16 protein-coding genes and 1 pseudogene are annotated in these 24,811 nt (G+C 55.8%); 9 read left to right on the top strand and 8 right to left on the bottom strand.

The features are described from left to right. Window positions 1–2: 2 nt before the first annotated feature. From RUE5091_RS20390 to RUE5091_RS20400, 3 genes are read right to left on the bottom strand one after another with little or no spacing between them, the layout of a single operon-like run. Window positions 3–1,331, bottom strand: coding sequence for an HlyD family type I secretion periplasmic adaptor subunit (locus RUE5091_RS20390; RefSeq protein ID WP_058283786.1), 1,329 nt, complete (start codon window positions 1,329–1,331; stop codon window positions 3–5). Between the two features lie 3 nt (window positions 1,332–1,334). Continuing rightward, window positions 1,335–3,425 carry an ABC transporter transmembrane domain-containing protein gene (locus RUE5091_RS20395; protein ID WP_058283787.1) on the bottom strand — a complete coding sequence of 697 codons (2,091 nt, stop codon included), beginning with the start codon at window positions 3,423–3,425 and terminating at the stop codon, window positions 1,335–1,337. Then, on the bottom strand, window positions 3,422–5,125 hold the full coding sequence (locus RUE5091_RS20400) for an ABC transporter transmembrane domain-containing protein (RefSeq protein ID WP_165590810.1): 1,704 nt from the start codon (window positions 5,123–5,125) through the stop codon (window positions 3,422–3,424). Before RUE5091_RS20400 ends, RUE5091_RS20395 begins: the two co-directional genes overlap by 4 nt. 174 nt (window positions 5,126–5,299) lie before the next feature. On the opposite strand from RUE5091_RS20400, the gene RUE5091_RS20405 reads away from it, so the two are divergent. Next, a complete protein-coding gene (locus tag RUE5091_RS20405; RefSeq protein WP_058283789.1) occupies window positions 5,300–8,866 on the top strand; it encodes a PA14 domain-containing protein in 3,567 nt (1,188 codons plus the stop codon). Between the two features lie 60 nt (window positions 8,867–8,926). On the opposite strand, the gene queF is transcribed toward RUE5091_RS20405, so the two are convergent. From queF to RUE5091_RS20430, 5 genes are all read right to left on the bottom strand, one after another. Continuing rightward, the gene (queF, locus tag RUE5091_RS20410; RefSeq protein ID WP_058283790.1) at window positions 8,927–9,391 is read right to left on the bottom strand and encodes a preQ(1) synthase; all 465 of its coding nucleotides are present in this window, start codon (window positions 9,389–9,391) and stop codon (window positions 8,927–8,929) included. A 16-nt stretch (window positions 9,392–9,407) separates the two neighbouring features. Then, the gene (gene queE / locus RUE5091_RS20415) at window positions 9,408–10,118 is read right to left on the bottom strand and encodes a 7-carboxy-7-deazaguanine synthase QueE (protein WP_058283791.1); all 711 of its coding nucleotides are present in this window, start codon (window positions 10,116–10,118) and stop codon (window positions 9,408–9,410) included. Beyond that, the gene (gene queD, locus RUE5091_RS20420; protein WP_058283792.1) at window positions 10,115–10,468 is read right to left on the bottom strand and encodes a 6-carboxytetrahydropterin synthase QueD; all 354 of its coding nucleotides are present in this window, start codon (window positions 10,466–10,468) and stop codon (window positions 10,115–10,117) included. Before queD ends, queE begins: the two co-directional genes overlap by 4 nt. Continuing rightward, on the bottom strand, window positions 10,468–11,169 hold the full coding sequence (queC, locus tag RUE5091_RS20425; RefSeq protein WP_058283793.1) for a 7-cyano-7-deazaguanine synthase QueC: 702 nt from the start codon (window positions 11,167–11,169) through the stop codon (window positions 10,468–10,470). The genes queD and queC overlap by 1 nt, the downstream gene beginning before the upstream one ends. 251 nt (window positions 11,170–11,420) lie before the next feature. Next, entirely contained in the window at window positions 11,421–12,314 is an 894-nt protein-coding gene (locus RUE5091_RS20430; protein ID WP_058283794.1) for a dimethylarginine dimethylaminohydrolase family protein, read from the bottom strand. A gap of 115 nt (window positions 12,315–12,429) precedes the next feature. On the opposite strand from RUE5091_RS20430, the gene RUE5091_RS20435 reads away from it, so the two are divergent. The 8 genes and pseudogenes from RUE5091_RS20435 to RUE5091_RS22760 form a co-directional block, all read left to right on the top strand. Further along, window positions 12,430–13,344 carry a LysR family transcriptional regulator gene (locus RUE5091_RS20435; RefSeq protein ID WP_058283795.1) on the top strand — a complete coding sequence of 305 codons (915 nt, stop codon included), beginning with the start codon at window positions 12,430–12,432 and terminating at the stop codon, window positions 13,342–13,344. Between the two features lie 262 nt (window positions 13,345–13,606). After that, entirely contained in the window at window positions 13,607–15,700 is a 2,094-nt protein-coding gene (locus RUE5091_RS20440; RefSeq protein ID WP_058283796.1) for a hydantoinase/oxoprolinase family protein, read from the top strand. Next, entirely contained in the window at window positions 15,700–17,352 is a 1,653-nt protein-coding gene (locus RUE5091_RS20445; RefSeq protein WP_207383755.1) for a hydantoinase B/oxoprolinase family protein, read from the top strand. Before RUE5091_RS20440 ends, RUE5091_RS20445 begins: the two co-directional genes overlap by 1 nt. Next, window positions 17,349–18,416 (top strand): pyridoxal phosphate-dependent aminotransferase, encoded by a 1,068-nt coding sequence (locus RUE5091_RS20450; RefSeq protein WP_058283798.1) that lies wholly within the window; start codon window positions 17,349–17,351, stop codon window positions 18,414–18,416. Before RUE5091_RS20445 ends, RUE5091_RS20450 begins: the two co-directional genes overlap by 4 nt. Beyond that, window positions 18,413–19,153 (top strand): maleate cis-trans isomerase family protein, encoded by a 741-nt coding sequence (locus tag RUE5091_RS20455; protein WP_058283799.1) that lies wholly within the window; start codon window positions 18,413–18,415, stop codon window positions 19,151–19,153. The genes RUE5091_RS20450 and RUE5091_RS20455 overlap by 4 nt, the downstream gene beginning before the upstream one ends. A gap of 303 nt (window positions 19,154–19,456) precedes the next feature. Continuing rightward, the gene (locus tag RUE5091_RS20460; protein WP_058283800.1) at window positions 19,457–21,514 is read left to right on the top strand and encodes an adenylate/guanylate cyclase domain-containing protein; all 2,058 of its coding nucleotides are present in this window, start codon (window positions 19,457–19,459) and stop codon (window positions 21,512–21,514) included. A gap of 134 nt (window positions 21,515–21,648) precedes the next feature. Next, complete coding sequence (locus RUE5091_RS20465) at window positions 21,649–23,532, top strand: SLC13 family permease (protein WP_370732536.1); 1,884 nt, start codon at window positions 21,649–21,651, stop codon at window positions 23,530–23,532. Window positions 23,533–23,776: 244 nt separating this feature from the next. Continuing rightward, window positions 23,777–24,540, top strand: a pseudogene (locus tag RUE5091_RS22760) (integrase core domain-containing protein); the annotation flags it as partial. Window positions 24,541–24,811 lie beyond the last annotated feature (271 nt).

The following is a 24,811-nucleotide window of genomic DNA, read 5'->3' on the forward strand; positions in this document are numbered from 1 at the left end:
TACTAGCGCTCGTCAAAGGCGTTGTTCAGGGTCTGATGAACCGGTTTCAGCATATAGGCGAGCAGAGTGTTTTCGCCCGTGGTCATTTCCGCCACCACTGTCATTCCGGCCTGAAGCGGGCGTTCATATGCACCGCTGCCAACGGACTTTTCGGTCAATTGTATCGAAGCCCGGAAATAGGTGTCGCCGGTTTGCTCATCAACAAGCGGCACCGGAGACACCGCCGCGATCCGGCCCCGCACTTTGCCAAAACGGCGCACATCATAGGTGTCGACAGTCAGGTTTACAGGTTGCTCTGCACCAATATGTCCGATGTCTCCATTTGGAATACGGGCCTCGACCATCAGGTCAAGTTGCGAAGGCAGTAGTTCAAAAATCGTCTCGCCCGGTGCAATAACCTCGCCTGGGTTTGGGAAGGCAACGGATTGTACGATCCCCCTGTTGGGCGCGACGATCCTAAGCTCGTTTAGCTTGCGGTCCACAATGTGCAATGACACCAGCTGCTCGCTTCGCATGTCACTCAGGTCTTCGATCTGGTTCAGCATCTCTTGCCGTAAGGTCAGGAATTGTTCGGCAAGTTCCGCCTGAGCTAGCGTTAAAGCGCTGCGTGCTTGGGCCAGGCGGACCTCGCCATCAGATGCCGCAGTGCGTAGGGCGTCCAATTGGTCTGCATCACGCGCAAGATCGCGTGACGTGGTCAATCCCTGATCATGCAGCCGACGCGCGCGGTCCAGTTCGACCCTTTTGCGTTCGACCCGTTCCAACGTGAATTGCTGTGAGGCCTGGAGGATCTTAAGTGTCTCTTGTTGCTGGAGAATCGCCAGCTGTTTCACACGTTGACTTTCTGCGTGGACTTCCAGCGTCGCTGCCGCGCGATGCAGATTTCGGTCGCGCAACGAGTCCAACCAGGCCCTGGTGATTGCGCCGCCATCAGCCAGAGTGTTCAATACGGTCTGTGCCTGCAACAGCTTTCGATCCATCGTGGCGATTTGCTCGCCCAGCTTTTTCTGCTCTTTACTGAGATCGGGGTGGCGCAATTCGACCAGCACGTCACCCGCCTGCACCCGGTCGCCGTCTTGAACAAATACGCGCTCGACGATGCCGCCTTCCATGACTTCGATCTGGGTATAGTCGCCCATCGGCACGACAGTACCCGGCGCGCGGGTGATCTGGGGCACGTCAGTATAGCCAGCTAGACCGATCAGCGCGGCTACCATGCCGGAAAAGACAAGGGCAATTAGGGTGGCAAATCGGGCCAGGCGGGCTTTGTCCCTGTTTCTGGCCTTTGCAATCGGTCCATTTTTCCGCTGCTTTTTTGCAGATTTATGCATTGTTCAGGCTCCTACTGCTTTCATAACGGCCTCAACCTTCCTGATGGCAGCAGGACCGGTATCATCAACGACGATTCGATCCCCGTTCACGTAAATCAACCGATCTGCCATCTGCATGAACGAGCGGTCGGCGGTGGATATCAGAATGGTCTTTCTGCCTCTTTGAGTGGTCAGCCAGGCCTTGAACCCGGCACGTCGTGCATGGGACAGGCCATTGGTCGGTTCCGAAAACAGATAGACAGAGGACGGTCGGGCCATGCTGCGAGCCAGCACCAGCGACTTGAGCAGTTCGCCTGACAGGTTAGACAAAAGCCTATTGTTCAAGCGTGTGTCGCAGCCTTCGGGCAGGGCCTCGATTTCCTTTCGGATTCCAAGACTGTCCAGTGCGACATGGATATCTTGGCTATCTAATGTGGGTGCGGCCAGGCGGAAATTCTGCTTCACCGTCCCGTGGAACAAATGGGAATTATATGTGGCATAAGTTACGGATTTTCGCAGCTCATCCCGGGCGATCTGCCGTATGTCGATCCCATCATGTTCGATTACGCCCGCCAACGGTGAGGCAAGCCCGCTGATCAGGTCCAGAACCGCCGTTCGGCTGGCGACATCCCGGCTGAGGATTACGACCAGTTCCCCCGGCGTGCAGCGGAAACTGGCTGCCGTCAACAGTGCAGGGTTCAGCGGGTCGGGCCGATAGCTTACCCCCTGAAACGCAATCGCACCGCGTAAAGTTTTCTGATGCGACCGGCCCAGACCCAATTCCAGCTCTTCCGTCAATGCCAAAACCTGATCCGCTTGTTTCTGGCTATTGCTATATCCGACAAGTTGACCAAGCGACGATTGAAAGGCCTGAACAGGGGCCAGCACTTTGGAGACCAGCGCGATAGAAGCGATCAAGGCGCCAAAGCTCATGCTGCCTGCAATTGCGCCAAGAGCGCTGAGAATGATGGCACCGACTGAGCCAAGCGTAACGATGGTTTGTGACATGGATTGCGTCAGATTGCGCAGTTGGCGCGCTCGGGCAGTTGCAGCCTCTGTCTTTTCGGCCAGTGGCATACAATGGCGCAACCATCGATCCTGCATTCCCAGATTTGCAAGAGTACGCTGATGCTCGATAGCATCCTGAATGACCATTGTGCTGGCCTGGGCGGCTTTACTTGCGGCCTGATCCAACTGTTGCTGGAAGGGCAGGGCCAGAAACCCGATGCTTAACAGCAAAGCCGCAAGCCCAAGCGTCAAGAGCCCTACCGAAGGGGCCAGATATGTAAGCACTGCCAGGAATATCAGGGCAAATGGAAGGTCAATTAGTGTGGTCATTATCTGACCAGTGAAAAATTCCCGAAGGGATTCAAACTGGCGAAAACGGGCTATCTGCTGGGTCACACTAGATTTTTGCAGCTGCGACAGTGGCAGGCTCATCAGCTTTGAAAACAGACCCACGGCCAGAGTGCGCTCTCCGGTCTGGCCGACATGGGCCAATGCCCTGCTGCGGATCGTACGGAACGTAAAATCTGACGTCGTCAGAATGGCCACCCCGAGGGTCAGCGCCAGTAAAAGATCCACTGAGCCGGAGGGGATCACCCGGTCATAGATTGCCATGATCAAAAGCGGTGCAAGCAGGCCCAGAAGGTTGGTCAGAAAGGCCGCCAAAAATAACCCGGGGATCATTTTTCGCAAAACCTCGAAGGAGCCTCGGACAGTTCTGAGGTCCCGTCGCGACGGCTGGAAGGTATATTTTTCAACGCGGATTACCGTGCAGGTCCTCCGGCGCACCTGAAAATGGTTTGGGTTGCCGGTTGTCAGATCGGCAATGTGCAACATACCCCCCTCGCGGCCCAGAACCACGTAGCTCTCTCCTTGTGTCGGGATAACCAAAGCGGGGCATTCCGCTTCTTTTATGTCGCTTTCAAGGCAGGTTGTATGCACATGAGGGACTTCCAGATTCTCAAGTGTCTGGATTAGATCAGCGGGATCAAGCGTTTCAGAAAGATGGGGAAAAGCTTCGGCAATTGCATCAGCATTGTTTTGCCAGCCGCCGACCAGCAAAAGTCGCATCAGCAATGCACTGGCATCCTGAGTGTTAACCAGGCTCATGCCACATCCTTTCTTTGTCGCGCAGTTGTCTGTTCTTCGTTTGCGTCAGCCACCCAATCTGCAACTTTATCGCCCGTCAGCGGCGTTAGTTCGCAGATCACATCCGCAAGACGCGCCATGCGTGGGTCGGGGCTATCCATGAGGATGGTCGGTCGTGGGCTCAGGTGGGTAAGGCAGTCTGACAAGGCCTCACGTTCAGCAGTGTCCAAAACCGACGTAGGTTCGGTCATAATCAATACTTTTGGTCGCAGAGCTAGAACACGAACCAATGCAATCAATTGGCGGTTAACGGGGTCGTTTTCGAACACGCTGCCTGATCCCATTAGTGTATTATAGCCCATTGGCAGGCGATAAATCCTTTGTTCCATCCCCAGCCGGGCAGCAAATTTTTTGGCGCGGGTGATCTGATCTTCATCGCCAAAGGCGCTGAGGTTCTGCAACAAGGTTCCGGAAAAGATGGCTGGATTGTCTTCGAGCACGATGATAGCACCCGGTCCGCGCCAGGACTTGAGGGAGTGGATCGGAACCCCGTCGATCAACGCTTCGCCTTTGATCGGTTTGTTCAGGCCAGTCATCACATCATAAAATGCCTGCACCTGCCAACGCGCTTCGCCCTTGATCAAAGCAATCTGACCTTGGGTTAACGTCAGAGCTTTCAGCACCATATGCTCAGTTGGTGAACCGTCGCGCTCAAACCTGAGGTCGCGCAAGGAAATGTTGCCATTGATCGGAGTGGCGATTTCAGGAACAGACTTGCTGGTCGGCAAGGCATCAATTTCACGCAGTTTACCCCAGGCAAAAGCCACGTTTTCGGACTGAACCCACAATGTCATCAGTTTGGTTAACGGCTGTACGATGCGCCCGTTCAACAACATGCAAGCAGCCATCTCGGCAATGCCTATATGGTGTTGAATTACAAGATAGGCGCCCAGCAAGCCCATTGCGGCTACGGAGACCTGACCAAATATTGCACCAAAGGTTTGTGCGAGACCCGAAAACCTAATCAAGCGTTGGCTGATCTCAACCGTTTGATCCTCTAACATTTCGAACCGGCGCGTCATTTGACGTTCCATCCGGTTCGCTTTGATAGTCTGGATGCCCGAAAGCACTTCGGACAGAAAAGCATAGCGCCGGCTATCCAGTGACTTGCGTCTGTCAAACAAGGACCATTGCGCCCGCTTCATCACCAGAGAAAAGACCAGAACCGCACACAACCCAGCCACAGGAACTAGCACCAGCCATCCCCCGATAAGGGCCACCATAACCGCAAAAACCAAGGTAAATGGTAAATCGATCAACAACGCGTGGTTTTGCCCTGCATGGTGATCGCGCAACTGAGCAATGGCTGCAAAACGATCCAGATAGGTTGATGCGGGCTGTTGTAAGAATGCCGTGACATCCGCATGCAGTATTCGGTTGGCAAAGCGGTGGTAGTTTGAGACCGCCGCCCGTTCGGACGTGATATTCAGCAATGTCGAGCGGGCCCATCGCAGAAGCAGTTCGATCACGACGCTCATCAGCAGCAGAAGCGTCAGCATTCGCAATGTGTCAGTCGACTGAAAGGGGATGACACGGTCAAAGATCAACAGAATGACGATCGGCATGATCAGTGCCACAATGTTCAATGACAATGATGCGGCCAGAATGGGCACCTTCGGAGCAACGGTACTGTCGCGCCCCTTGAAAACCTGTTCTTTCATGTCTGCCCCGTTCGGTAACTTCTTTCGAACAGACGCCAGAATATCTTTCTCTTTCATGAACTTGTCGGGTTCAAGATGAGAGAAATTGAGTCAAATGCACTTGAAAACGGAAAGGCTGGCTTAACGATTGATCACTACACTTCGGGTCTGACCTTTTGAATGCGGGGATGTGTGATGGGTGAGTTTGATAAAAGTGGACCGAGCCTGGGTTCTGGCCTGCCTAAAGAGCAACGCGAAAAAGAAGCCTTTGCTTCCGAATTATCGAAAGGGGCGCAGATCTCCCCCGAGGATCAGAGCCGCAGCGCCCTTCACACCGGAGAACAGAAGGAAGGCAGCGCCATCGTCAGGGAATCTTCGGACGCCGGGCAAGTGCGTCCAGATGCTGAGCCCGCCGCTTTGTCGGTTGAAAAAACCCAGGAGGCCAGCAACCGAAGTGCTGACAGCTCAATCGAACCATCGGCACTTGCTGCATTAGAGGAGGGTACTGCCGAATTTTCCCAGAATGCAACGACGGTTTTTCGGCACAACAGCGATGAAACAATTCAACTGCACCCAACAATTACAACACCGGTGGAGTTTTCTGGCATCCCCGCACCATCGGTTCGACAGTCAAATTTTGAGAACACAAATAACGCTGAAAGGCAGGTCGAAGAAACGACGCAGTCAAATCATGCGCCGGAAGATGTTTCGTTGACCAGCACATCTGTCGCCGAAAATTCGGACGGTGCTATAGTGGGCACTTTATCTGCTCAGGATCAGGATTCGGGCGACGGCCACAGTTATTCTGTCTCGGATGACCGGTTCGAGGTTGTGGAGGGTGAGCTGAAGCTGAAAGACGGCGTCACGCTGGACCATGAATCCAATCAGCAGATTGAGGTCCAGGTGACGGTCACCGATGCGGCGGGGGAAGAGTATACCGAAGGTTTCTCCATCGAGGTCACCGACCGGAACGATGCTGTTACCGGTATGGATCTATCTGGTACGTCCGTTTCTGAAAACGCGGACGGTGCTGTGGTGGGCACTTTATCTGTTCAGGATCAGGATTCGGGTGACAGCCACAGTTATTCCGTCTCGGATGACCGGTTCGAGGTTGTGGATGGTGAGCTGAAGCTGAAAGACGGCGTCACGCTGGACTATGAACCCGAGCAGCAGATTGAGGTTCAGGTGACTGTAACCGATGCGGCGGGAACCGCGCATGCGGAAGGTTTCTCCATCGAGGTCACGGATCAGAACGAGTTGCCGTCGGGTCTGAGACTGAGCACGGAATCAGACAATCTTGTCCTCAATGGCAGCTACGAAAACTTTGAGGTTGGTTCAGGTGGATGGAACGTTTTTCGCGATGACGAATCCGGCGCGTGGGAAACCGACAGCGGCATGGAAATCTGGGACAATCTGGGCAATACTAATGCCTCGGATGGCCAGCAGCATCTGGAAATGGATGCCGGGCACGGTGTCGACAGTTTCAGTCAGACAATCCAGACGAGCAAAGGCCAGGTCTATGATCTTGGACTTGATCTGCGCGAGCGGCTGGCGAACGGAACGGACACAGTCGAAGTTTATTGGAACGACAAACTGGTTGGAGACCTGAATCCGGACAGCACGGATTGGACCACGTTTGAAATGCAGGTGGTGGGTACAGGTGAAGACAAGTTGGAGTTGCGCGAGGCGGCGGATGAGAATGACTCGTACGGCGCACTGGTGGATAATATCACTCTGACCGCAGCGCCCAATGTGATTGCCGAAAATGTCAGCGGGGCCATTGTTGGACAGCTGAGTTTCGAAGATCCGGATGGAAACGATAGCCATGTTATCGAGATCTCGGATGACCGGTTCGAAGTCGTCGACGGAATCTTGCGTCTGAAAGAGACAACAGCTCTTGATTTTGAGGATGCCAGCACGGTCGAAGTCTCGGTCACTGTAACGGATGCCGGCGGGCTCAGTACGTCTGAAACATTTACGGTTGACGTAGCTGACACCCCTGATTTGATAGTGTCGACGGGGTTTCAAGCGCAGTATTTCGATATGGACCAGCGGCTGACGTCGCTGGATGACATTGATTGGAACGCAAAGCCCACACATCAGGAGCTGGTTTCTCAGGTCGACTATGAAAACGGTCGGGACTCGTTTTGGGAAGGGGGGTCAAAAGACACGTTTGGCGTTGAGATTACCGGTGCGGTGCAAGTGGATGAAGGCGGCATTTACCGGTTCGACCTTGGTGGGGATGACGGTGCGCAGTTGGTCATCAATGGGGAGGTTGTGGTAGCGAATGACGGGTTACATGCCTATCAGACCAAATCGGGCGAGGTGCATCTGGACCCCGGCACACACCATATCGAAGTGCGCTATTTCGAAAATTACGGCCATGCCGGTTTGAAACTGGAATGGGAAGGTCCGGGCATGGACGGGCCAGAGCTTGTCACTGCCCCTGACATGTCCGTCGCGCAAACCGTATCTGGTATGTCCCTCGCGATGAATGTTGCCCATCCAGAGGCCGAGCTCAGCGAAGCCACGAGTCTTGTTGTGAAAGGTTTGCCGCCGGGCACAGTTGTAGAGGCAGGCGGCCAGTTTGTGCAGGCGGATGGTGACGGAAGTGCTGACATAGCGGGTTTTGATTCCGACTTGCTGACGATCACGCCGCCACATAATTTTATCGGAGAGATCAAAGCCACCCTTGGCATATCCGAGGGCGGCGCAGAGATCAGCCAACCTATCACCATCAACGTAGATGAGCCGCAGATCACCGTCCCCACTGCCGGACTGAACAAGGGCTTTCGCGTCGATTATATCGACATGGATCACCGCATCGGGAAATTGGATGATGTGGACTGGGAATCCGCTCCTGATTACCAAGAGCATAGGGCCGAGATTGATTATGAGAACAGCCGGGACTCGTTTTGGGAGGGCGGTTCCAAAGACACTTTTGCAACCCGAGTTCAAGGGCAGGTCACGGTTGAGGAAGGCGGCCAGTATACGTTCCACACGTCCGCTGATGATGGCGTCGTAATCTATGTCAATGGGCAGGAAGTCGTCAAAGACGATGGCAATCACGGTTACCGTGGGGCCTCGGGTCAGATCGAATTGGAGCCCGGTACACATGATATCGAAGTGCGATATTTTGAAAATTTCGGTCGCGCAGGGTTAAAGCTTGAATGGGAAGGCCCTGATGTAGATGGCCGCCGCACGGTACAGGCAGATCAGGAGGTTGCAGTTGATGTGAACGGCACGCTGGATGTGGGGATCGCGCTGGATGGTGTCGGCGCAGGGGCAAGTGTCGCCATTGAAGGTTTACCACGTAACACAATTCTGACTAGCGGTGACAATGCCATTGTTGCGGATGGGGGCACCGTAGATCTTTCCAGTTGGAATATCGATGCGTTGGAGATCTCACCGCCGTCAGGATACGAGGGGGCGATAAACGGAGAGATTGTCCTTTACGACACCGCATTTAACGGTGCGCCGGTGACATCCAGCAGCGAATTCACAATTGCCGTTGGCGATATAGACAGTGTCTCGGCATCCGTAGGCCCCGAGGAAGACATGGTTGTTTCCGGTAGTGACAGCACTGAGGTGTCAGAGCATACGGATGTGGGATGGGATGGCTTGGCAGATTATGACGGGGCTGGGGACAGCGATGTACCGAGTGGTTCGCAGACGGATGTCATGGCCGAAACTGTTCTGATCCAGAATACCGACGAGATTTCCCAAATCGGCACAGAAACCTACGAACGTCTGGATTGGTGAGGGAACGGCTGACGCGATTACGTACTTGCACGGGTGCCGTCCCCGGAAAGTCCCAAGACCCTAACCGCGCCCGCGATAGGGGGGGACACCTTGATCGGGTATCCAGACTTGCTCGGGTGTGGCGCCAGTTTGCCAGAAAACGTCGATCGGGATGCCGCCACGCGGATACCAGTAGCCACCGATCCGCAACCAGCGGGGCGACAGGAATTCTACCAGACGGCGGGCAATGGACACGGTGCAGTCCTCGTGAAATGCACCGTGATTGCGGAATGAACCCAGAAACAGTTTTAGGGATTTCGATTCAACCAGCCAGTCATCGGGCACATAGTCGATGACCAGATGGGCAAAATCAGGCTGTCCGGTCATCGGGCAGAGCGAGGTGAACTCGGGCGCGGTGAACCGCACGCAATAGTCGATATCAGCCTGCGGATTCTGGACCCGCTCCAGCTCGGCCGCTTCGGGCGATGTCGGTAGTTCGGTTTTTCCGCCCAATTGGGTCAGGTCGCTGTAAATGGTTTCCATCATATGCTCCTTTATGGGGTCAGACCCCGCGTTTGTTTCCCCACAGCAGGACGTGCAGTTGCGGCAGAACCCGAGGCGTGAACCAGCCATCGGCGGTTACCTTCTCGACCAGCCACAACAAGCGGTCCGACAGGGTTTTCGGGTCGACCGGCAGCTCGGGATCGACCTCGGCATTGCCCGGTTGCAGATAGAGCGGCAGCGTCGGATAGCGGTCAGCCACGGAACGGGCCCAGTCATAGTCGGCCTCATCAAAGATCACGATTTTCATCACCACCTTCGGACCAGGTTGCGCGGCGTCGATACAGGCCGCGAATGCGCTCCAATCCACGGATTCTCCGCTTGTGGGTGGTTTCGGGCTCAGAACCAGCGTGTCCAGATTGCTGAACCACGGTTTCGCAATCGAGCCTTGGGTTTCGCAGGCAAAACGATACCCTTCGGCCCGACCCCGCGCGATCAGGGGGCCAAAATTTTGAATGGCCGGGTTTCCGCCCGACAGTGAAACAGTCAAGGGTCGCCCGCCCGACAGGGTATGCACCCGATCCCAAACAGCATCGGTGGACATTGAAGCCCAGTCATGACGAAAAGCCGTGTCGACCGCATGCATGCTGTCACACCAGCTGCAGCGATAATCGCAGCCGCCGGTACGGACAAAAACAGTGGGCTCCCCGATCAGCGCGCCTTCGCCCTGGATCGTGGGGCCGAAAATTTCGGCAATGCGCAGGCGGGTCATGGGCGGTACTCGGCCCAGGTTTTTGGCGTTTCACTGACCCGGACGGCCGCGGTTTCCGGCCGGCGCGCAGCACACCAGTCATAGAAATGACGCGCCATGTTTTCCGCCGTGGTCAGGATGTTCATCACGTCGTTCAAGTGCCGGTGATCGAAGGTTTCATCGATATAGGTTTTGAGCGGCTTCAGCTCGCCATAATCGCGCACGAAACCGTCGGTGTTCAGGTCGACCGCAGCCAGTTCAATCTCGACGATATAGTTGTGCCCGTGCATTCGGGCGCATTGATGATCGTCAGGCAGGTGGGTCAGTTGATGCGAGGCGGAAAAGTGGAATTCCTTGGTGATCCGGTACATCAGGCGGGTTCCTTATGCGCCGTGGCTACGACCCAGAACTCGGGGTCTTCATAGATGGTTGGGTCTTTGACATTGGCAAAGTGGAACGCTTCGCGCCGTTCGACACAGGTGCCGCAACGGCCGCAATGGTATTCACCCCCTTTGTAGCAGGACCATGTCTGCGAAAAGGGTGTTTCGCATCGCGCCCCTTCGGTGACGATATCGGCTTTGCTGCGATGCACAAACGGGGTGAACAAGGACACGTCGGCGTAGCCATCCAATGCGTGTTTCTGCATGGTCTCAAAGGCTTGCGTAAATTCCGGGCGGCAATCGGGATAGATAAAGTGATCCCCGCCATGCACAGCCGTTGCCACTGCATTCGCCCCGCTCGCTGCCGCCGCGCCAAACGCTACGGTCAGCATGATGGCGTTCCGATTGGGCACCACGGTAACACGCATGCTGTCTTCGGCATAATGCCCGTCTGGTACGTCAACATCATCGGTCAGCGCCGATCCGGTCAGAACGGCCCCGACCGGGCGCAGGTCGATGATGTCATGGGGGACACCCAGCCGTTTTGCGCAGAGTGCGGCATAGTCCAGCTCTTTCCTGTGACGCTGGCCGTAGTCAAAGGAAATTAGGCCCGTCAGCTGGTGATCGCGGGCCACCATATGCGCCAGCGACACCGAATCCAGCCCGCCCGAGCAGATTACGATCGTTTTCATATTTTGAACCCTTGTTTTGTTACCCGGGTAGGCTGCGACCGGGATGCGCCCTGTTACACGTGGGGACGGCGGGTGCCAACCCCAATTGGTTTCAATGCGGTCTCATGGTTCCCTTCTTCTATCTAGGTCAAAATGTCTGTGCATCCGCGATACTTTCGCGGACAGGTAGCAGCCTCTCCTGTATCGACCGTGTGGAGCGGGAGATCAGGCGCAGTCTCGAGCTTTGCCTTATGCCGATCAGCGAATATTGGTTATGCGTCCTCGCGGCACAGAGCCTGACTGAGGCAATGCACGCCACCGCCGCCCAATGTGAACATGGACATGTCCGGGTCGTAAACCTCGAAACCCATGGCGCGCATCTTGGCGTTCAGGTCGGTGGCCCCGGCCATGGACAGAACCTTGCCTTCGCCAAGCGCGACAAGGTTAACGCCCAGGTTCTTTGCCTCACGATACGAGACATCGACAATCTCAATTCCCCAACCTCTGACGATATCCACCAGCCAGGGTTCCATCGCGTCGATACAGGCCACCGCAAGTTTTTCCGCCAGTGGCACGATCAAGCCGTCCATGTGAACGAACTCGCGGCTGATCGGGGCAACCACAGCCTCCCACCCTTCGGCGCGGACGAATTCCGCGACCTGTTCAGAGCCCTCTTTCTCGGACCGTTCACCGCAATAGCCGATCAGCACCCGGCCGGGTTCAATGATATTGAAGTCACCGCCTTCAAAATGACCGGCAGTGGCAAATTTCCAGATTGGAATATCGTTTTCCTGATAGAACTTAATGGCGGTGGCATAATCGGCGCGGCGGCATTTCAGCTGCATATGGCAGATAAGGGCACCCCACGGCGTCATTGCCGAACTGTCGCGCGCAAAGAAATTGCGATGCAACACCTCATCACTGTCGAGGTAATGGCATGTGACGTCATTCTCCTCGTAGATCGAGACCATTTCGGAATGCTGCTTCATCGCCAGCTGCAAATCGAACGAGTGGCCGGTCTTTTCTGCATTGGCAAGCGTGCGCCCGATCAATGGCCCGGCTTCGACCCATTTGAAATACTCAGGCTTGCCCAACAAAACATCCGTCAGTTTGGCATAGTCGTTATTGATCCCCCATTTGCGGGTTGCGACGGTGCTGCTGTCCATATGTGCGATCTCCGGGCAAAGGTTGTGTCACATCAAAGGGTGTCGCGCGCTATAGTTTGAGTAAATAGCAAATTCAGAGACTATACTTGCATAACTTTACAAGTATTGTTTTGTCATGCTGCCCCCAAGTTTGTCCAAGTCTGATGTGCACTTGCTTTATGTGTTTTCCGTTGTGGTTGAATCCCGCGGATTTTCAGCAGCACAGATTGCGTTGAATGTGTCTGCGTCGACAATATCGCGGCAGATTTCCGATCTGGAAACGCGACTGGGCATAAGATTGTGTCAGCGGGGGCGCAAAGGGTTTCGCCTGACAGACAAGGGCGAGATCGTCTATTCCGCATCGCAAAATCTATTTGCGTCGCTGGAGCATTTTGGTGAGGTCGTCGCCGAAACACGCGGAAAGCTTGTGGGCCGTTTGTCCGTGGCCGCCATAGACAACTGGGTCCATAGCGACAACACACCAGTTATGAGGGCGCTTACAAAATTTACTCAAATCGCCCCGGAAGTGTCCCTTGAGCTGCATTCGTTACCGCCGGACAATATCGAAATCGCGGTTCAGGACGGGCAAGTGTCAGTCGGTGTCGGGGTGTTTCACAAGCACAAACCCGGCCTGATTTATGAACCTTTGGAGACAGAGAATATTGGTTTGTACTGCGGTCGAGGGCATCCCTTGTTTGATGCAACCACTTTGACAGATGTCGAAAAACTGTTGCCCACGGCAAATTACTGCAAACGTGCCTATCTGAACGAGGATCAGGTGGCCCCGATTTCGAGCGGGCTTCAATCGAACGCAAGCGCGCACCAGATTGAAGGTGTGGCCATGCTGGTTTTGACAGGCAATTACATTGGCTACCTACCGGAAGGTTTTGCGGATACATGGGTCCGCGAAGACCGATTGCGATCTGTCGGGGATGGCAGGTTCGATCTTAAGTCAGAGATCGAGCTGGTCAGAAAACGAGGAGAGGAGCCAAATCTGGTTGGCAAAACCTTCATACAGCTTCTGAAGGGCACCACACCCTTTTCTAATTGACCGCGGGAGGCTCGTCTCTGACGCAAGAAGTTCTGAATAGCCCACAAGAGGTGATATCAGGACGTTGTCGCTTGCAGGCCGTTTTGTCGCAAACTTGCTAGCGCCCCTTATTCTTAGTGAGTATGGAAATCCGTATGAGCTGTCTGTGTATCCCTAATCCCATGGATCGCCGGTCGACCGGGTGTGATCTCGTCCCGATGTTTCGGTAACCGCCCTTTGGGGTGTTTTGCCTGCTTACATTCAGACGACCACGGGATGATACATGACAACCGCGCTACGACTTGCCATTGATATTGGTGGCACTTTTACCGACACCGTATTGGTTTCCGGTGAAGCCCAGATTTTGGCCTCGACCAAAACTTTGACGACCCATCAAAACCCGGCAGATGGCGCTATGGAGGGTGCGCTGCGCGTGACCGCCGAAACCGGGCGCGCGCTGTCCGAGGTTACGGGTTTCATCCATGGCACAACCCTTGCCACCAATGCGCTGATCGAACGGCGAGGCGCTGATGTCGCCACCATCTGCACTGAAGGGTTTCGCGATATCCTCGATATCGGGTACGAGCGGCGCTATTCCCAATACGATATCAATCTGGAAAAGCCGGACCTTCTGGTGCCGCGCGAACGGTCCTTCGTCATCCGTGAACGCATGTCGGCCGAGGGTGCTGTTCTGATCCCATTGGATGAGGCGCAGATTGACAATCTGTTGGCTCAGCTAGATGCCAGCGGGGCCGAGGCGGTGGCGATCGGCCTGATGCACGCTTATGCCAACCCGGCGCACGAGTGTCGGCTGCGTGATCTGCTGGCTGAACATCGCCCTGACCTTACGGTTTCGATCTCCTCCGACGTCAGCCCCGAAGCGCGTGAATTCGATCGGCTCTGCACGACGGTTGCGAACGCCTATATCCAACCGTTGATGGAAAGCTATCTGACGCGGTTCGTGGATCAGTTTGCAGCCCAAGGTGTGACCTGCCCGATTCTGATGATGACCGCAGGGGGTGGCATGTGCACGGTTGAAACTGCGGCGCGCTTCCCAATCCGTTTGGTCGAATCCGGCCCGGCGGGCGGCGCGATTCTGGCCGCTCGTATCGCTGCACGGGCAGGGCTGGATGAGGTGCTGTCTTTCGATGTGGGCGGCACCACGGCCAAGCTGTGCTTGATTAACAACGCGCGCCCACAAACCTCTCGTGCGTTTGAAATCGCTCGCGCGGCACGGTTCATAAAAGGCTCGGGCATGCCGGTGCGCATCCCGGTGATTGAGATGATCGAGATAGGCGCAGGCGGTGGTTCAATTGCGGGCGTGGACCGTTTGGGCCGCCTGACCGTTGGACCGAAATCCGCAGGGTCCGAGCCGGGGCCGGTGGCCTTTATGCGCGGCGGCACTGAACCCACCGTGACGGACAGCGATATCACGCTGGGCTATATCGTACCGGATACTTTTGCCGAAGGGCATATTAAGCTGAACCCCGAAGACTCCAAGACCGCGTTGACCCGTGTAATCGGTGAAAGGTTGGCCCTGGACGCGGTAGGATCGGCAGACGGGATCAGCCGGATCGTGGATGAAAGCATGGCCAGCGCCGGGCGGATGCACGCTGTTGAATCGGGCAAGGATCTGGGTTCGCGTACGATGATCGCCTTTGGGGGTAACGGACCGTTGCATGCCAGCCGGGTTGCCCGCTCGGCCGGAGTGTCGCGGATCGTGATCCCGCCCAATCCGGGCGTTGGATCGGCGGTAGGGTTCCTGTTCGCGCCAGTGTCGTTCGAGATCGTCCGCTCGCGCTATTCGCTGTTGGAAACTATGGATATGAACGGCGTGAACGGGTTGTTCGGCGCCATGATCGCCGAGGCGAAACAAGTTGTGGCGCAAGGCGCGGACGGTGCGCTGACCGAAACCCTCCGCACTGCCTTCATGCGCTATAACGGGCAGGGGCATGAGATCGAGATCTCTCTGCCGGATCGCGCGTTGACTGCCGAAGATATTGCCCCTCTGACCGCTGCGTTTGAAGAGGAATACCGTAAGCAATTCTCGCGACCTGTGCCAGGGATGGAGATCGAGATCCTGAACTGGGCCGTGCGCGTGGCGACGCTGGATGAGGCGATTCCGTCTGTGCCCGAAACCCGTGAGCACACAGTGTTCAACGTTACCGAGACGCGCCCCATCATCTGTGATGTGGACGGCAAAGCGAGGGACGCGGCTTTTGTTGCCCGCGCCGATATGAAACCCGGAGACCATGTACCGGGGCCTGCGCTGATCCATGAACCTCAGACCACCACGCTCGTATCCGCTGATTTCTCGGCCCATATGGATGCCATCGGCAACCTTGTCCTGACCCAAGACCAGAAAGGAGGCGCATGATGACCGGTGAGCTTTCCCCCGCCCGCCTGCAAGTGATGTGGAACCGTCTGCTGGCGGTGGTCGAGGAACAGGGTCAGACCCTGATCCGCGCCGCATTTTCACCCATCGTGCGTGAATGCGGTGATATCTCGGCCGGAATTTTTGACGTGAATGGCCGGATGCTGGCGCAGGCCGTAACCGGCACGCCCGGTCATATCAACACCATGGCCGAGGCTGTGCTGTATCTGCGTGGGCAATTCTCGCTGCAGGACATGAAGCCCGGCGACATCTACATGACCAATGACCCATGGCTGGCCTCGGGTCATTTGAATGACTTCCTGTTGATGATGCCCGCTTTCAAGGATGGCAAGGTGGTGGGCTTTACTTCTTGTACGTCGCATCTGGTGGATCTGGGCGGTTTGGGCATGGGACCCGAAGGATCGGACATTTATGACGAAGGGCTTTTGATTCCGCCATGTAAATTGGTTGAGGCCGGAACACCCAATGCGCTGCTGATGGATATCATCCGTGCCAACTCGCGCGAGCCGATCGCCAATGAGGGTGACATTTACGCTCTGATCGCCTGTTGCGAGGCCGGGGTAACCCGTCTGGTGGCGATGATGGACGAGTTCGGGATCGACGATCTGGATATGCTGGGCAGCTATATCATCGACACCTCGCGCAAAGGGGCGTTACAGGCCATCGCCGAGGTGCCTGAAGGCGTCTTCAAGAACGTGCTGCGCATGGACGGCTATGAGAATGAGCTGGAATTGCACGCGACCCTGACCGTAACCAAAGACGGGATGCATGTGGATTTCACCGGAACATCAGGCTGTTCGAAAAAGGGCATCAACGTGCCCCTCAACTATGCCACCGCTTATACGGTTTTCGCATTGCGCTGCATCGTCGGGCCGGACATTCCCAATAACGCGGGCTCGCTGGAACCGTTCACAGTTGACGGCCCCAAGGGCTGTATCCTAAACGCCCAACGTCCGGTGCCGGTGGCAATGCGACATACGCTGGGGCAGGTGACCCCCGATCTTGTGCTGGGTTGCCTGCATCAGGCGCTGCCGGATCAAGTCCCGGCCGAGGGTGCCTCGTGCATGTTCGACCTGCCCATGCGTCATGCGCCGGAAGTTGCGGCCAATGGTGGGCGTGAGTTTGCTATTGAACCTGTCCATAACGGCGGCACCGGTGCGCGGCCCCATGCGGATGGGTTGTCGGCGACGGCCTATCCTTCGGGCGTCTTCGGGTCTCAGGTTGAAATCACCGAAAGCGTTGCGCCTGTGGTGATGTGGCGGCGCGAGTTGCTGCCGGATTCCGGTGGGGCGGGCAAGTATCGCGGCGGGCTTGGGCAGAGGATCGAGATGACCTCGTCGAACGACGCGCCGTTTATCGTTTTCCTGTCGGTCGAGCGGCTAAAATTCCCGGCTCTGGGTCGAATGGGCGGGCAGCCCGGAGCGCCGGGGCGCATCCGGTTCCGCGATGGTGACAGCGACATCCCGGGCAAGGGCGAACTGCGGGTTGAAGGTGGTGACTATCTGATTTTCGACACGCCCGGCGGCGGCGGATTTGGCGATCCGGCAGAACGAGACCCCGAGGCGCTGGAACTGGACCTGAGACGCGGACTGGTCACTGAATCTGGCGCAAAAGCGTATGGCGGTGCGTCATGATCCGGGCGGTCGATCACGTTCGGTCCATGGCGGCCTATGCTTTGGCTGATTTGGGCGGGTCAGAGACCGTTTCGTTGGCCCAGAACGAAAGCGCCTTTCCAGCCAGTCCGGCAGCAATCGCCGCGGGGCAGGCGGCCTTGACGCAGATGCCTCTCTATCCTGATCCTGACTGGCCCGAACTACGCGCGGCGATTGCCGAAACGCATGGCGTGAAGGCTGAAAATATCCTGTGTGGTGCGGGTTCGATGGAGCTGATCGGCTGTCTCATCCGCGCTTTTTCCGGGCCTGGCGATCGGGTTTTGGGTACGGATTACGGCTACGCCTATGTGGCCTCAGCCACGGCGCAGGTGCAGGCGGACTACGTCAAGGCGCGTGAAGTTGATCTGTCAGTATCGGTTGATGACATTCTAACCGCCGTCACGCCCCAAACACGGATCGTATTTGTCTGCAACCCGGGCAACCCGACGGGGACCCTGATCCCGAATACCGAGGTCATCCGTCTGCAAGACGCTCTGCCCGAGGGCGTCCTGTTGGTGGTTGATCAGGCCTATGCGGAATTCGCAGATCAGGATCAGAACCCCACTGAAATCTTTGAGCTGGTGGATCGGGGCGATACGGTGGTCATGCGCACCTTTTCCAAGGCTTTTGGTCTGGCCGGTGCACGCGTGGGTTGGGGCCTGTTCCCGCCTGTAATTGAACGAGAGGTGCGCAAGATCCTAAACCCCAACAATGTTTCGATCCCGTCGCAAGCCATGGCAACCGCCGCGATGCAGGATCAGGCTCATATGTGCGATACGGTGACAAAAACAGCTGTCATCCGCGATCAGTTTGCCGAGGAATGCCGCGCGCTGGGGCTGACGGTTGCGCCCAGCCACACCAACTTTGTGCTGATCCGCTTCGCCAATGTTGAAGCGGCACAAAAGGCGGATACTGCCCTGCGTGCCCAAGGGCTTCTGATGCGCGGTATGGGTGGATATGGCTTGGCTGATTGCCTGCGTGCCACGATCTGTGCGCAAGACATCATGGATCGCTGTCTGGCCGTTCTGAAAGAGGTGACATCATGATCTATGAAACCCGCAGACGGGCAAAAATTGGCGTCTTGGTGCCTTTTACCAACACCAATCTCGAAGCAGACATGATACTGATGCGATGTCCTGACACGACGGTGCATTTCCAGCGTATGGGCGGATATGATGTGGATGAAATCCCGGGCTCTGACCAGATGGCGGGCCTTGGAGCATCTGATATCAGTCACGACCTGAAGATGATCTCGGGCATACGTCCTGATGTGGTGTTGTATGGCTGCACTTCGGCGACCTTGACGCATGGTCCGTCGTTTGACGAACAGCTGGCACAGGACATCAAGGCCGGTTCAGGCGCGTTGTCTATCACTGCTGCTGGGGCGTTGGTGGGTGCGATCAAGGTTCTGGGTGTGACCAAGATCGGGTTTTCTTCACCCTATCTGGGTGAAATCAACACGCAGGCCGTCGATTTCCTGGCTCAAAACCAGATCACAACGGTCAAATGTGCTGATATCGGTCGTGAGCTGGGGAATTACGGGCAAGGCGAACTGACCCCGGATGAGGTTTTCGACCTTGCATGTCGGGCCGACCACCCCGAAGCCGAAGCCATTGTCCTTAGCTGTACCGACATGCGCGCGGTCGAAGCCATCGACCGGATCGAAGCTGCCCTGGGCAAACCTGTGGTGACATCCAATCAGGCGATGATGTTTGCGCTGATGCGGGCTTTGGGTCTATCTTGGCAGGGCAATGTGCCTGGGCGGCTGTTTGAATTTCTGTAAGTAAAGGCCGGGGTTCGTGGCCCGACTTGTTTTCTACAATACTTCATGGTCTTGCAGGTCTTGCTGCTGCATCGCAGTTGCCCGTCCAACAGCGGTTTTTTGAATCTCTATGTTTGTCCACGCGTGATCACTGTTGCGCCACGGCGGTGTGGCTTGGTAGGCGAGCGACCTTCGTTTGTATTCAAATCCGGGTAAACAAATTGGGATGTTTCTTGCAACCATCTGGAAACAAGGAATTGCACACTCTAAGCTCTGGCCGGTCAGACCCGAGTTTTTGCCGCCAACAGCCGTTTTGGAACACAAGTGCGAGTCAGCGTAGGAATTGCCGTTTCAATACTTGTCGCGCTTTCGATCGGCGTGTCGACCTTTGTGGTGCATTCACTGTGGTGGACGACCGCGCGGGAAAACAGCCGTATGCTGGCGGCCGAGATCAACAGCCAGATCGCTAACACAGTCCGGATCGAGGTGGGCGTGACCCTTAGGTCCGCCGAAGCGGCCTGGGCTGCGGTCAGGACGATCTTTATCCAGAATGTCATTCAGACTCGGCAAGCCGACAAGCGTGAGTTCGTTTTCCTGTCGCAGTTGCAGGCTCAACCTAACATCTCGTGGATTACCTTTGGGTGGCCCGACGGTAATTTCTTTGCCGCACACCGGCTGGGTGACAACGGGTTGGAGATGATGGAAATCAACGACGAGATTCAGGATCGGAGCCTGCGCAAGGACCGATACAAATTTATCCCCGGAGACATCCAATTCGAAAACCGGTCGTTTTTTCCAACAGAATATGACCCGCGGGACCATGCGTGGTACGAGAACTTCATTCACCGCGATACGCCGGACTGGATTGAAGTTCGTGATCTACCGGGCAGTGATAAAACAGTTTACGCCTTTGCCGGTGCAATTGACGTGAACCGTCGACGGCAGGGCGTGCTGACTGTGGCCATCGAAACAGACCGGTTGTCTCGGTTTCTGGGGTCATTGCGGCCAGGTGAGTTTGGTGCGGCCTTTGTTCTGAGCGCGGATGGCAAGGTGATCGCCGTGCCAGACCCCGAAGCCGATGAGGTCACTCCGGCGCGGATGGGCGAGGGAGAATTATATGATGTGGCAAAGATGTCGGGGGAAACCTTACTGGCTGTCTCTGATACGAATGTCGCGGGTACTTTGACAACCCGTGTGGTGTATGACGACGTGCCTTATGCAGTGGCATTGACCCCACTTGGGTTTTACGGTTGGCGGGTTGCTACGGTTATCCCCGAGTCTGCCTTCCTGTCGAGTATCGACAAAACCCTGGTCAATCTTCTTTACGCGCTTCTTGCGGTGGTGGTGGTGGCAACCGGTCTTGCTATCTGGTTTGTGCGCAGGGTGGTTGCAAATCCCTTGGCGCGCGTCGCCGAGGACCTGAGTCGGATCGAGCGCTTTGACGTCGAGCAGGTTTCAAGTCGCCCCTCGCGGTTGAAAGAGCTCAACAATCTGTCTGCCGCGACGGCGAATATGGCGGCAGGTTTGTCAGCTTTTCGCAAATACGTGCCAACCGATCTGGTTAGAATGCTGGTTGCGGCAGGCATCAAGACACAGCCCGGAGGGGAAACAAAGACAATCTCTGTATTGTTTTGTGATGTCTCAGGTTTCACCGGCTTGACTGAAAAGCATGGCCCGAAGATTGTCGAGTTGATGGCACCATTCTTTAGCGCCGCGTCGTCGACCATTGAACGGCATCATGGAACAATCGACAAGTTTATCGGTGATGCGGTGATGGCGTTCTGGGGGGCACCACGAGAGAACCCTAACCACGCTGAAGATGCCTGTCGCGCTGCGCTGGAGCTGGTGGATATGGTTGAAAGCGCCGGCCTGCACAGCGAGACTAACGATACCCTGCATGTCCGGGTCGGTCTGAACAGTGGTGAGGCGCTGGTTGGCAATATCGGCTCTGAGCAGCGATTGAATTACACTGCGATTGGGGACGTCGTGAACGTGGCAAGCCGTCTGGAGGTGGCCAACAAAGCCTATGGCAGTGCGATCCTGATTGGCCCCGAAACCCGGCGGGAAGCAGGGGATGCGATTATCGTGCGGGAACTGGACACGCTTGAAATCGCGGGCCGGTCCGAAGAGCTGATTGTTTTTGAACTGATCGCCATGGCCGATAGCATTGGTGAGGCGCCACCATGGATTGAGAAGTATGAGACGGGGCTTGCTCATTACCGGGCCAGACGAATGCCCGAGGCTATAGCGGCCTTTGAGACTGCAGACAAAATCCGGGGTGGTGATCTTGCGTCTGCATTGATGATAGAAAGGGCTACTGTAGCGCAGGAGAGCCCGATATCAGACGATTGGTCAGGTGTCGCATACATGGATGAAAAATAGGATTTGTTGCGTCATTGGAAAACAGTGCGCGAAACTTTGTTTCGTTTTTCGGTCAACTGCTGAAACATCATGACAGCGAGAACGGGATGGTCTAGTAATTTACTTTAAAAATAAGACAATGCCTCGGTGAATTTGTGGAACATGTGACCTTTACTTTTGAGATGGGAGTGGTTTGCGCTCTGTTGGCTTTTACCGTCTTCCTGTTCGTATCTGAAATCGTAAGAATTGACCTTTCTGCCATAGTAGTCCTGGTTCTTGTTGGTCTGCTCAGCTATGCGCCAGGCCTGGAGAACCTTGCAAACGTTTCGCAATTGTTTGACGGGTTTGCGTCAAACGCGGTTATTTCAATTATCGCCGTTATGATCGTAGGTGCCGGGTTGGATAAAACCGGCATCATGAACAAAGTCGCGGCGGTCATCCTGAAATATGGCGGCTCTGCCGAGGGCCGGGTGCTGCCGATCATTTCGGGCACTGTCGGTGTTATTTCATCATTCATGCAAAATGTCGGCGCGGCGGCCCTGTTTTTACCCGTTGTCAGCCGCATTTCGTCAAGATCCGGCATTCCGCTGTCGCGCCTGCTGATGCCTATGGGGTTTTGTGCAATCTTGGGTGGCACCATGACCATGGTTGGCTCATCACCGCTGATTTTGCTTAACGACCTGATCCTGACTGCGAATGAAGGGCTGCCCGAAGGCCAGAAAATCGAACCCTTTGGTCTTTTCTCGGTCACACCAATTGGTGCGGCATTGATCCTGACCGGGATCGCGTACTTTCTGTTGCTTGGGCGGTGGGTACTTCCGGGTGTTACCGGATCTGACAGCACTGGCACAGGGCAAGGTACGCAGGAGTACTTGCAACGGGTGTATGGGCTTCAGGCAGATGTTTTTGAGGTGATCGTACCAGAGAAAAGCCCGCTTGTGGGGCAGATTCTGGCTGATATCAACCACGAAAGCCATCTTTACATCATCTCGACCTTCTATCGTGGCAAAACCTCGATGGTTCAGGTTCTGACCGCCGAAATCGCTGCGCCCTGCAGGCTGGCTATCATAGGAAATCGCTTTGTGGTCGAGCAATTTGCGGAAAAATACGGGCTGACCGTTCTACCGCAATTGGACATCTTTGTAGAAGAATTCGCCCCGACTAATGCCGGGATTGCCGAGGTTGTTGTGACCCCCGACAGCAAACTGATCGGAAAATGCCCGCGCGAGCTTTTGTTCCGCAAAACCTATGGCATGTCATTGCTGGCCATTCACCGAGGCGAAGAAACGCTCAGCCATGTTGAGACTGACACGCACGAATCCACCCAAATCGGGCTCGAGGAATTTCACGCAGGTGACATGCTGGTTGCCCACACACGTTGGGACAACCTGATGCGGATCAAGCGAGATCCGGACTTTGTTGTCGTCACAACTGATTTTCCGCAGGATGAATTACGCCCACAGAAAGTCGGCTGGGCCTTGGCCTTTTTCGCCATTTCCCTATCGTTGATTTTGTTCACCGACGTTAGATTGTCGCTGTGCCTGCTGACCGGAGCGGCCGGAATGATGCTCACGCAGGTGCTAAGCGTCGACGAGGCGTATCGCGCAGTCGGATGGAACACGGTGTTTCTGTTGGCCTGTCTCATCCCTCTGGGGCAGGCGGTGCAAAACACCGGAACTGCGGCATGGATAGCGCAGCAGATCATGGTCCTTTTGAACGGCTGGCCGATTTGGGCGCTACAGGCCGGGGTTGCGATACTGGCCACTGCCTTTTCGCTAGTGATGTCAAATGTCGGGGCAACCGTTCTGCTTGTACCGCTTGCGATTTCAATCGCTGTTGCGGCTGGTGGCAACCCGGCTGTTTTTGCGCTTACCGTGGCAATTTCAACTTCGAACAGCTTTATTATTCCAACCCATCAGGTCAACGCGCTGATCATGGGCCCTGCGGGTTACAAGGTTATGGATTTTGTGCGCTCGGGCGGGGTTATGACAATTCTGTTCCTGGTTGTTTCATTGGTGATGCTGAACGCAATCTACTGATTTGCTCGCTGGCTGATGGCAGTGAATTCGTGTTGACCGACGTGACGCGCGGCATGATGGATGTATCAAACTTTCGCTGGTTTTCTATCCCGCTCCCGTGCAACGTTTCTGCTGTCAGCGCCATTGAGACAGCTTAGACCGAATTGATAAGGGAGGGTTTCTGGCTCATCGTAAACGCCAAGGAGTGGAGATGAGATTGGTCAAAGCGTTAAGCGTTGATCCAGCGGATCAAACGTAGCGCAGGACCGGAACCAAGCGGAGCCGCGGTGCGAAAGTTGCAAAAGACCTCCACCGGGCCACGTACAAGCAATATTCAGCAGAAGAGAACATCAGGATTGTGCTGGACGGCCTGAAGGGCGAGGACAGCATTGCAGAGCGGTGCCGCCGTGAAGGTACTGCACAGAGTTTGTACGACAATTGGTCCAAAGAGTTCCCTGAAGCCGCTAAGAAGCGCCTTGCCGGTGAAACCGCTCGCGGCGGCACCAACCGAGGTCAGAGGTCTGCGCCGCGAGGCGCGCTATCTGAAGGACGCGATTGCCGAACATGCTCTTGAACTGCGGTTGCTCAAAAAAGCATGATCGCGCCCTCTGGGCAGCATGCTTTGCATGCGCCTGTCAGGTGACAGATGGGGGCGACGACGAATGAGATTTCTGTCACCCGGCAGTCGCTGTTTGCAGCGATGAGAGGGCTGCATCTGAAAAGCTGGAGATCGTCCATCTGGTCGAATTCGCATCTCCCGACCAGATGCATTCTGGACAAGCTGGGCATCCTCAGGACCACCTTCTATCGCTGGTTTGAGCGGTATCTGCCGGGTGGTCCTGAGGCACTCCGTATCATCGGCAACCTCAGGGAAAAATCGAGCGATGGTACCAGACCTTGAAGAACCGCATCTTGCTGGAATACTACGACCTGCCCGGTGATCTCAGGCAGCAGATCGATGCCTTTGTCGATCATCACAGCCACCGGCGCTATCACGAGAGTCTGCAAAACCTCACCCCGGCCGATGCCTAATTCGGGCGCGGCCTCCCCATTTTGAAACAACGAGTAAGGATCAAACCGAAGATCATCGGAACCCGCGCTTGCTTCACCGCAAATCCGCCGCTTGATCACAACAACCAGATGGACCAAATCCTCTCTTAGCTCAGGCGGCCATCTGTCCCAAAATCCGGGACGACGGATAAATCCACCCTTACCCCATTACTGAACAAGTTCGTTTCGGCCCTAAGCGGATGAGGTGGGTGGCTCCTGCTCCACCGGCATCGAATGTGCCAAAGTGCAG

This window comes from Ruegeria denitrificans (assembly GCF_001458295.1).
Classification (GTDB): domain Bacteria; phylum Pseudomonadota; class Alphaproteobacteria; order Rhodobacterales; family Rhodobacteraceae; genus Ruegeria; species Ruegeria denitrificans.

Bases quoted from the DNA above. Each gene is read 5' to 3' on its own strand.
- RUE5091_RS20390 (WP_058283786.1), bottom strand. From the start codon at position 1,331: ATGCATAAATCTGCAAAAAAGCAGCGGAAAAATGGACCGATTGCAAAG.
- RUE5091_RS20395 (WP_058283787.1), bottom strand. From the start codon at position 3,425: ATGAGCCTGGTTAACACTCAGGATGCCAGTGCATTGCTGATGCGACTT.
- RUE5091_RS20400 (WP_165590810.1), bottom strand. From the start codon at position 5,125: ATGAAAGAACAGGTTTTCAAGGGGCGCGACAGTACCGTTGCTCCGAAG.
- RUE5091_RS20405 (WP_058283789.1), top strand. From the start codon at position 5,300: ATGGGTGAGTTTGATAAAAGTGGACCGAGCCTGGGTTCTGGCCTGCCT.
- queF (WP_058283790.1), bottom strand. From the start codon at position 9,391: ATGATGGAAACCATTTACAGCGACCTGACCCAATTGGGCGGAAAAACC.
- queE (WP_058283791.1), bottom strand. From the start codon at position 10,118: ATGACCCGCCTGCGCATTGCCGAAATTTTCGGCCCCACGATCCAGGGC.
- queD (WP_058283792.1), bottom strand. From the start codon at position 10,468: ATGTACCGGATCACCAAGGAATTCCACTTTTCCGCCTCGCATCAACTG.
- queC (WP_058283793.1), bottom strand. From the start codon at position 11,169: ATGAAAACGATCGTAATCTGCTCGGGCGGGCTGGATTCGGTGTCGCTG.
- RUE5091_RS20430 (WP_058283794.1), bottom strand. From the start codon at position 12,314: ATGGACAGCAGCACCGTCGCAACCCGCAAATGGGGGATCAATAACGAC.
- RUE5091_RS20435 (WP_058283795.1), top strand. From the start codon at position 12,430: ATGCTGCCCCCAAGTTTGTCCAAGTCTGATGTGCACTTGCTTTATGTG.
- RUE5091_RS20440 (WP_058283796.1), top strand. From the start codon at position 13,607: ATGACAACCGCGCTACGACTTGCCATTGATATTGGTGGCACTTTTACC.
- RUE5091_RS20445 (WP_207383755.1), top strand. From the start codon at position 15,700: ATGACCGGTGAGCTTTCCCCCGCCCGCCTGCAAGTGATGTGGAACCGT.
- RUE5091_RS20450 (WP_058283798.1), top strand. From the start codon at position 17,349: ATGATCCGGGCGGTCGATCACGTTCGGTCCATGGCGGCCTATGCTTTG.
- RUE5091_RS20455 (WP_058283799.1), top strand. From the start codon at position 18,413: ATGATCTATGAAACCCGCAGACGGGCAAAAATTGGCGTCTTGGTGCCT.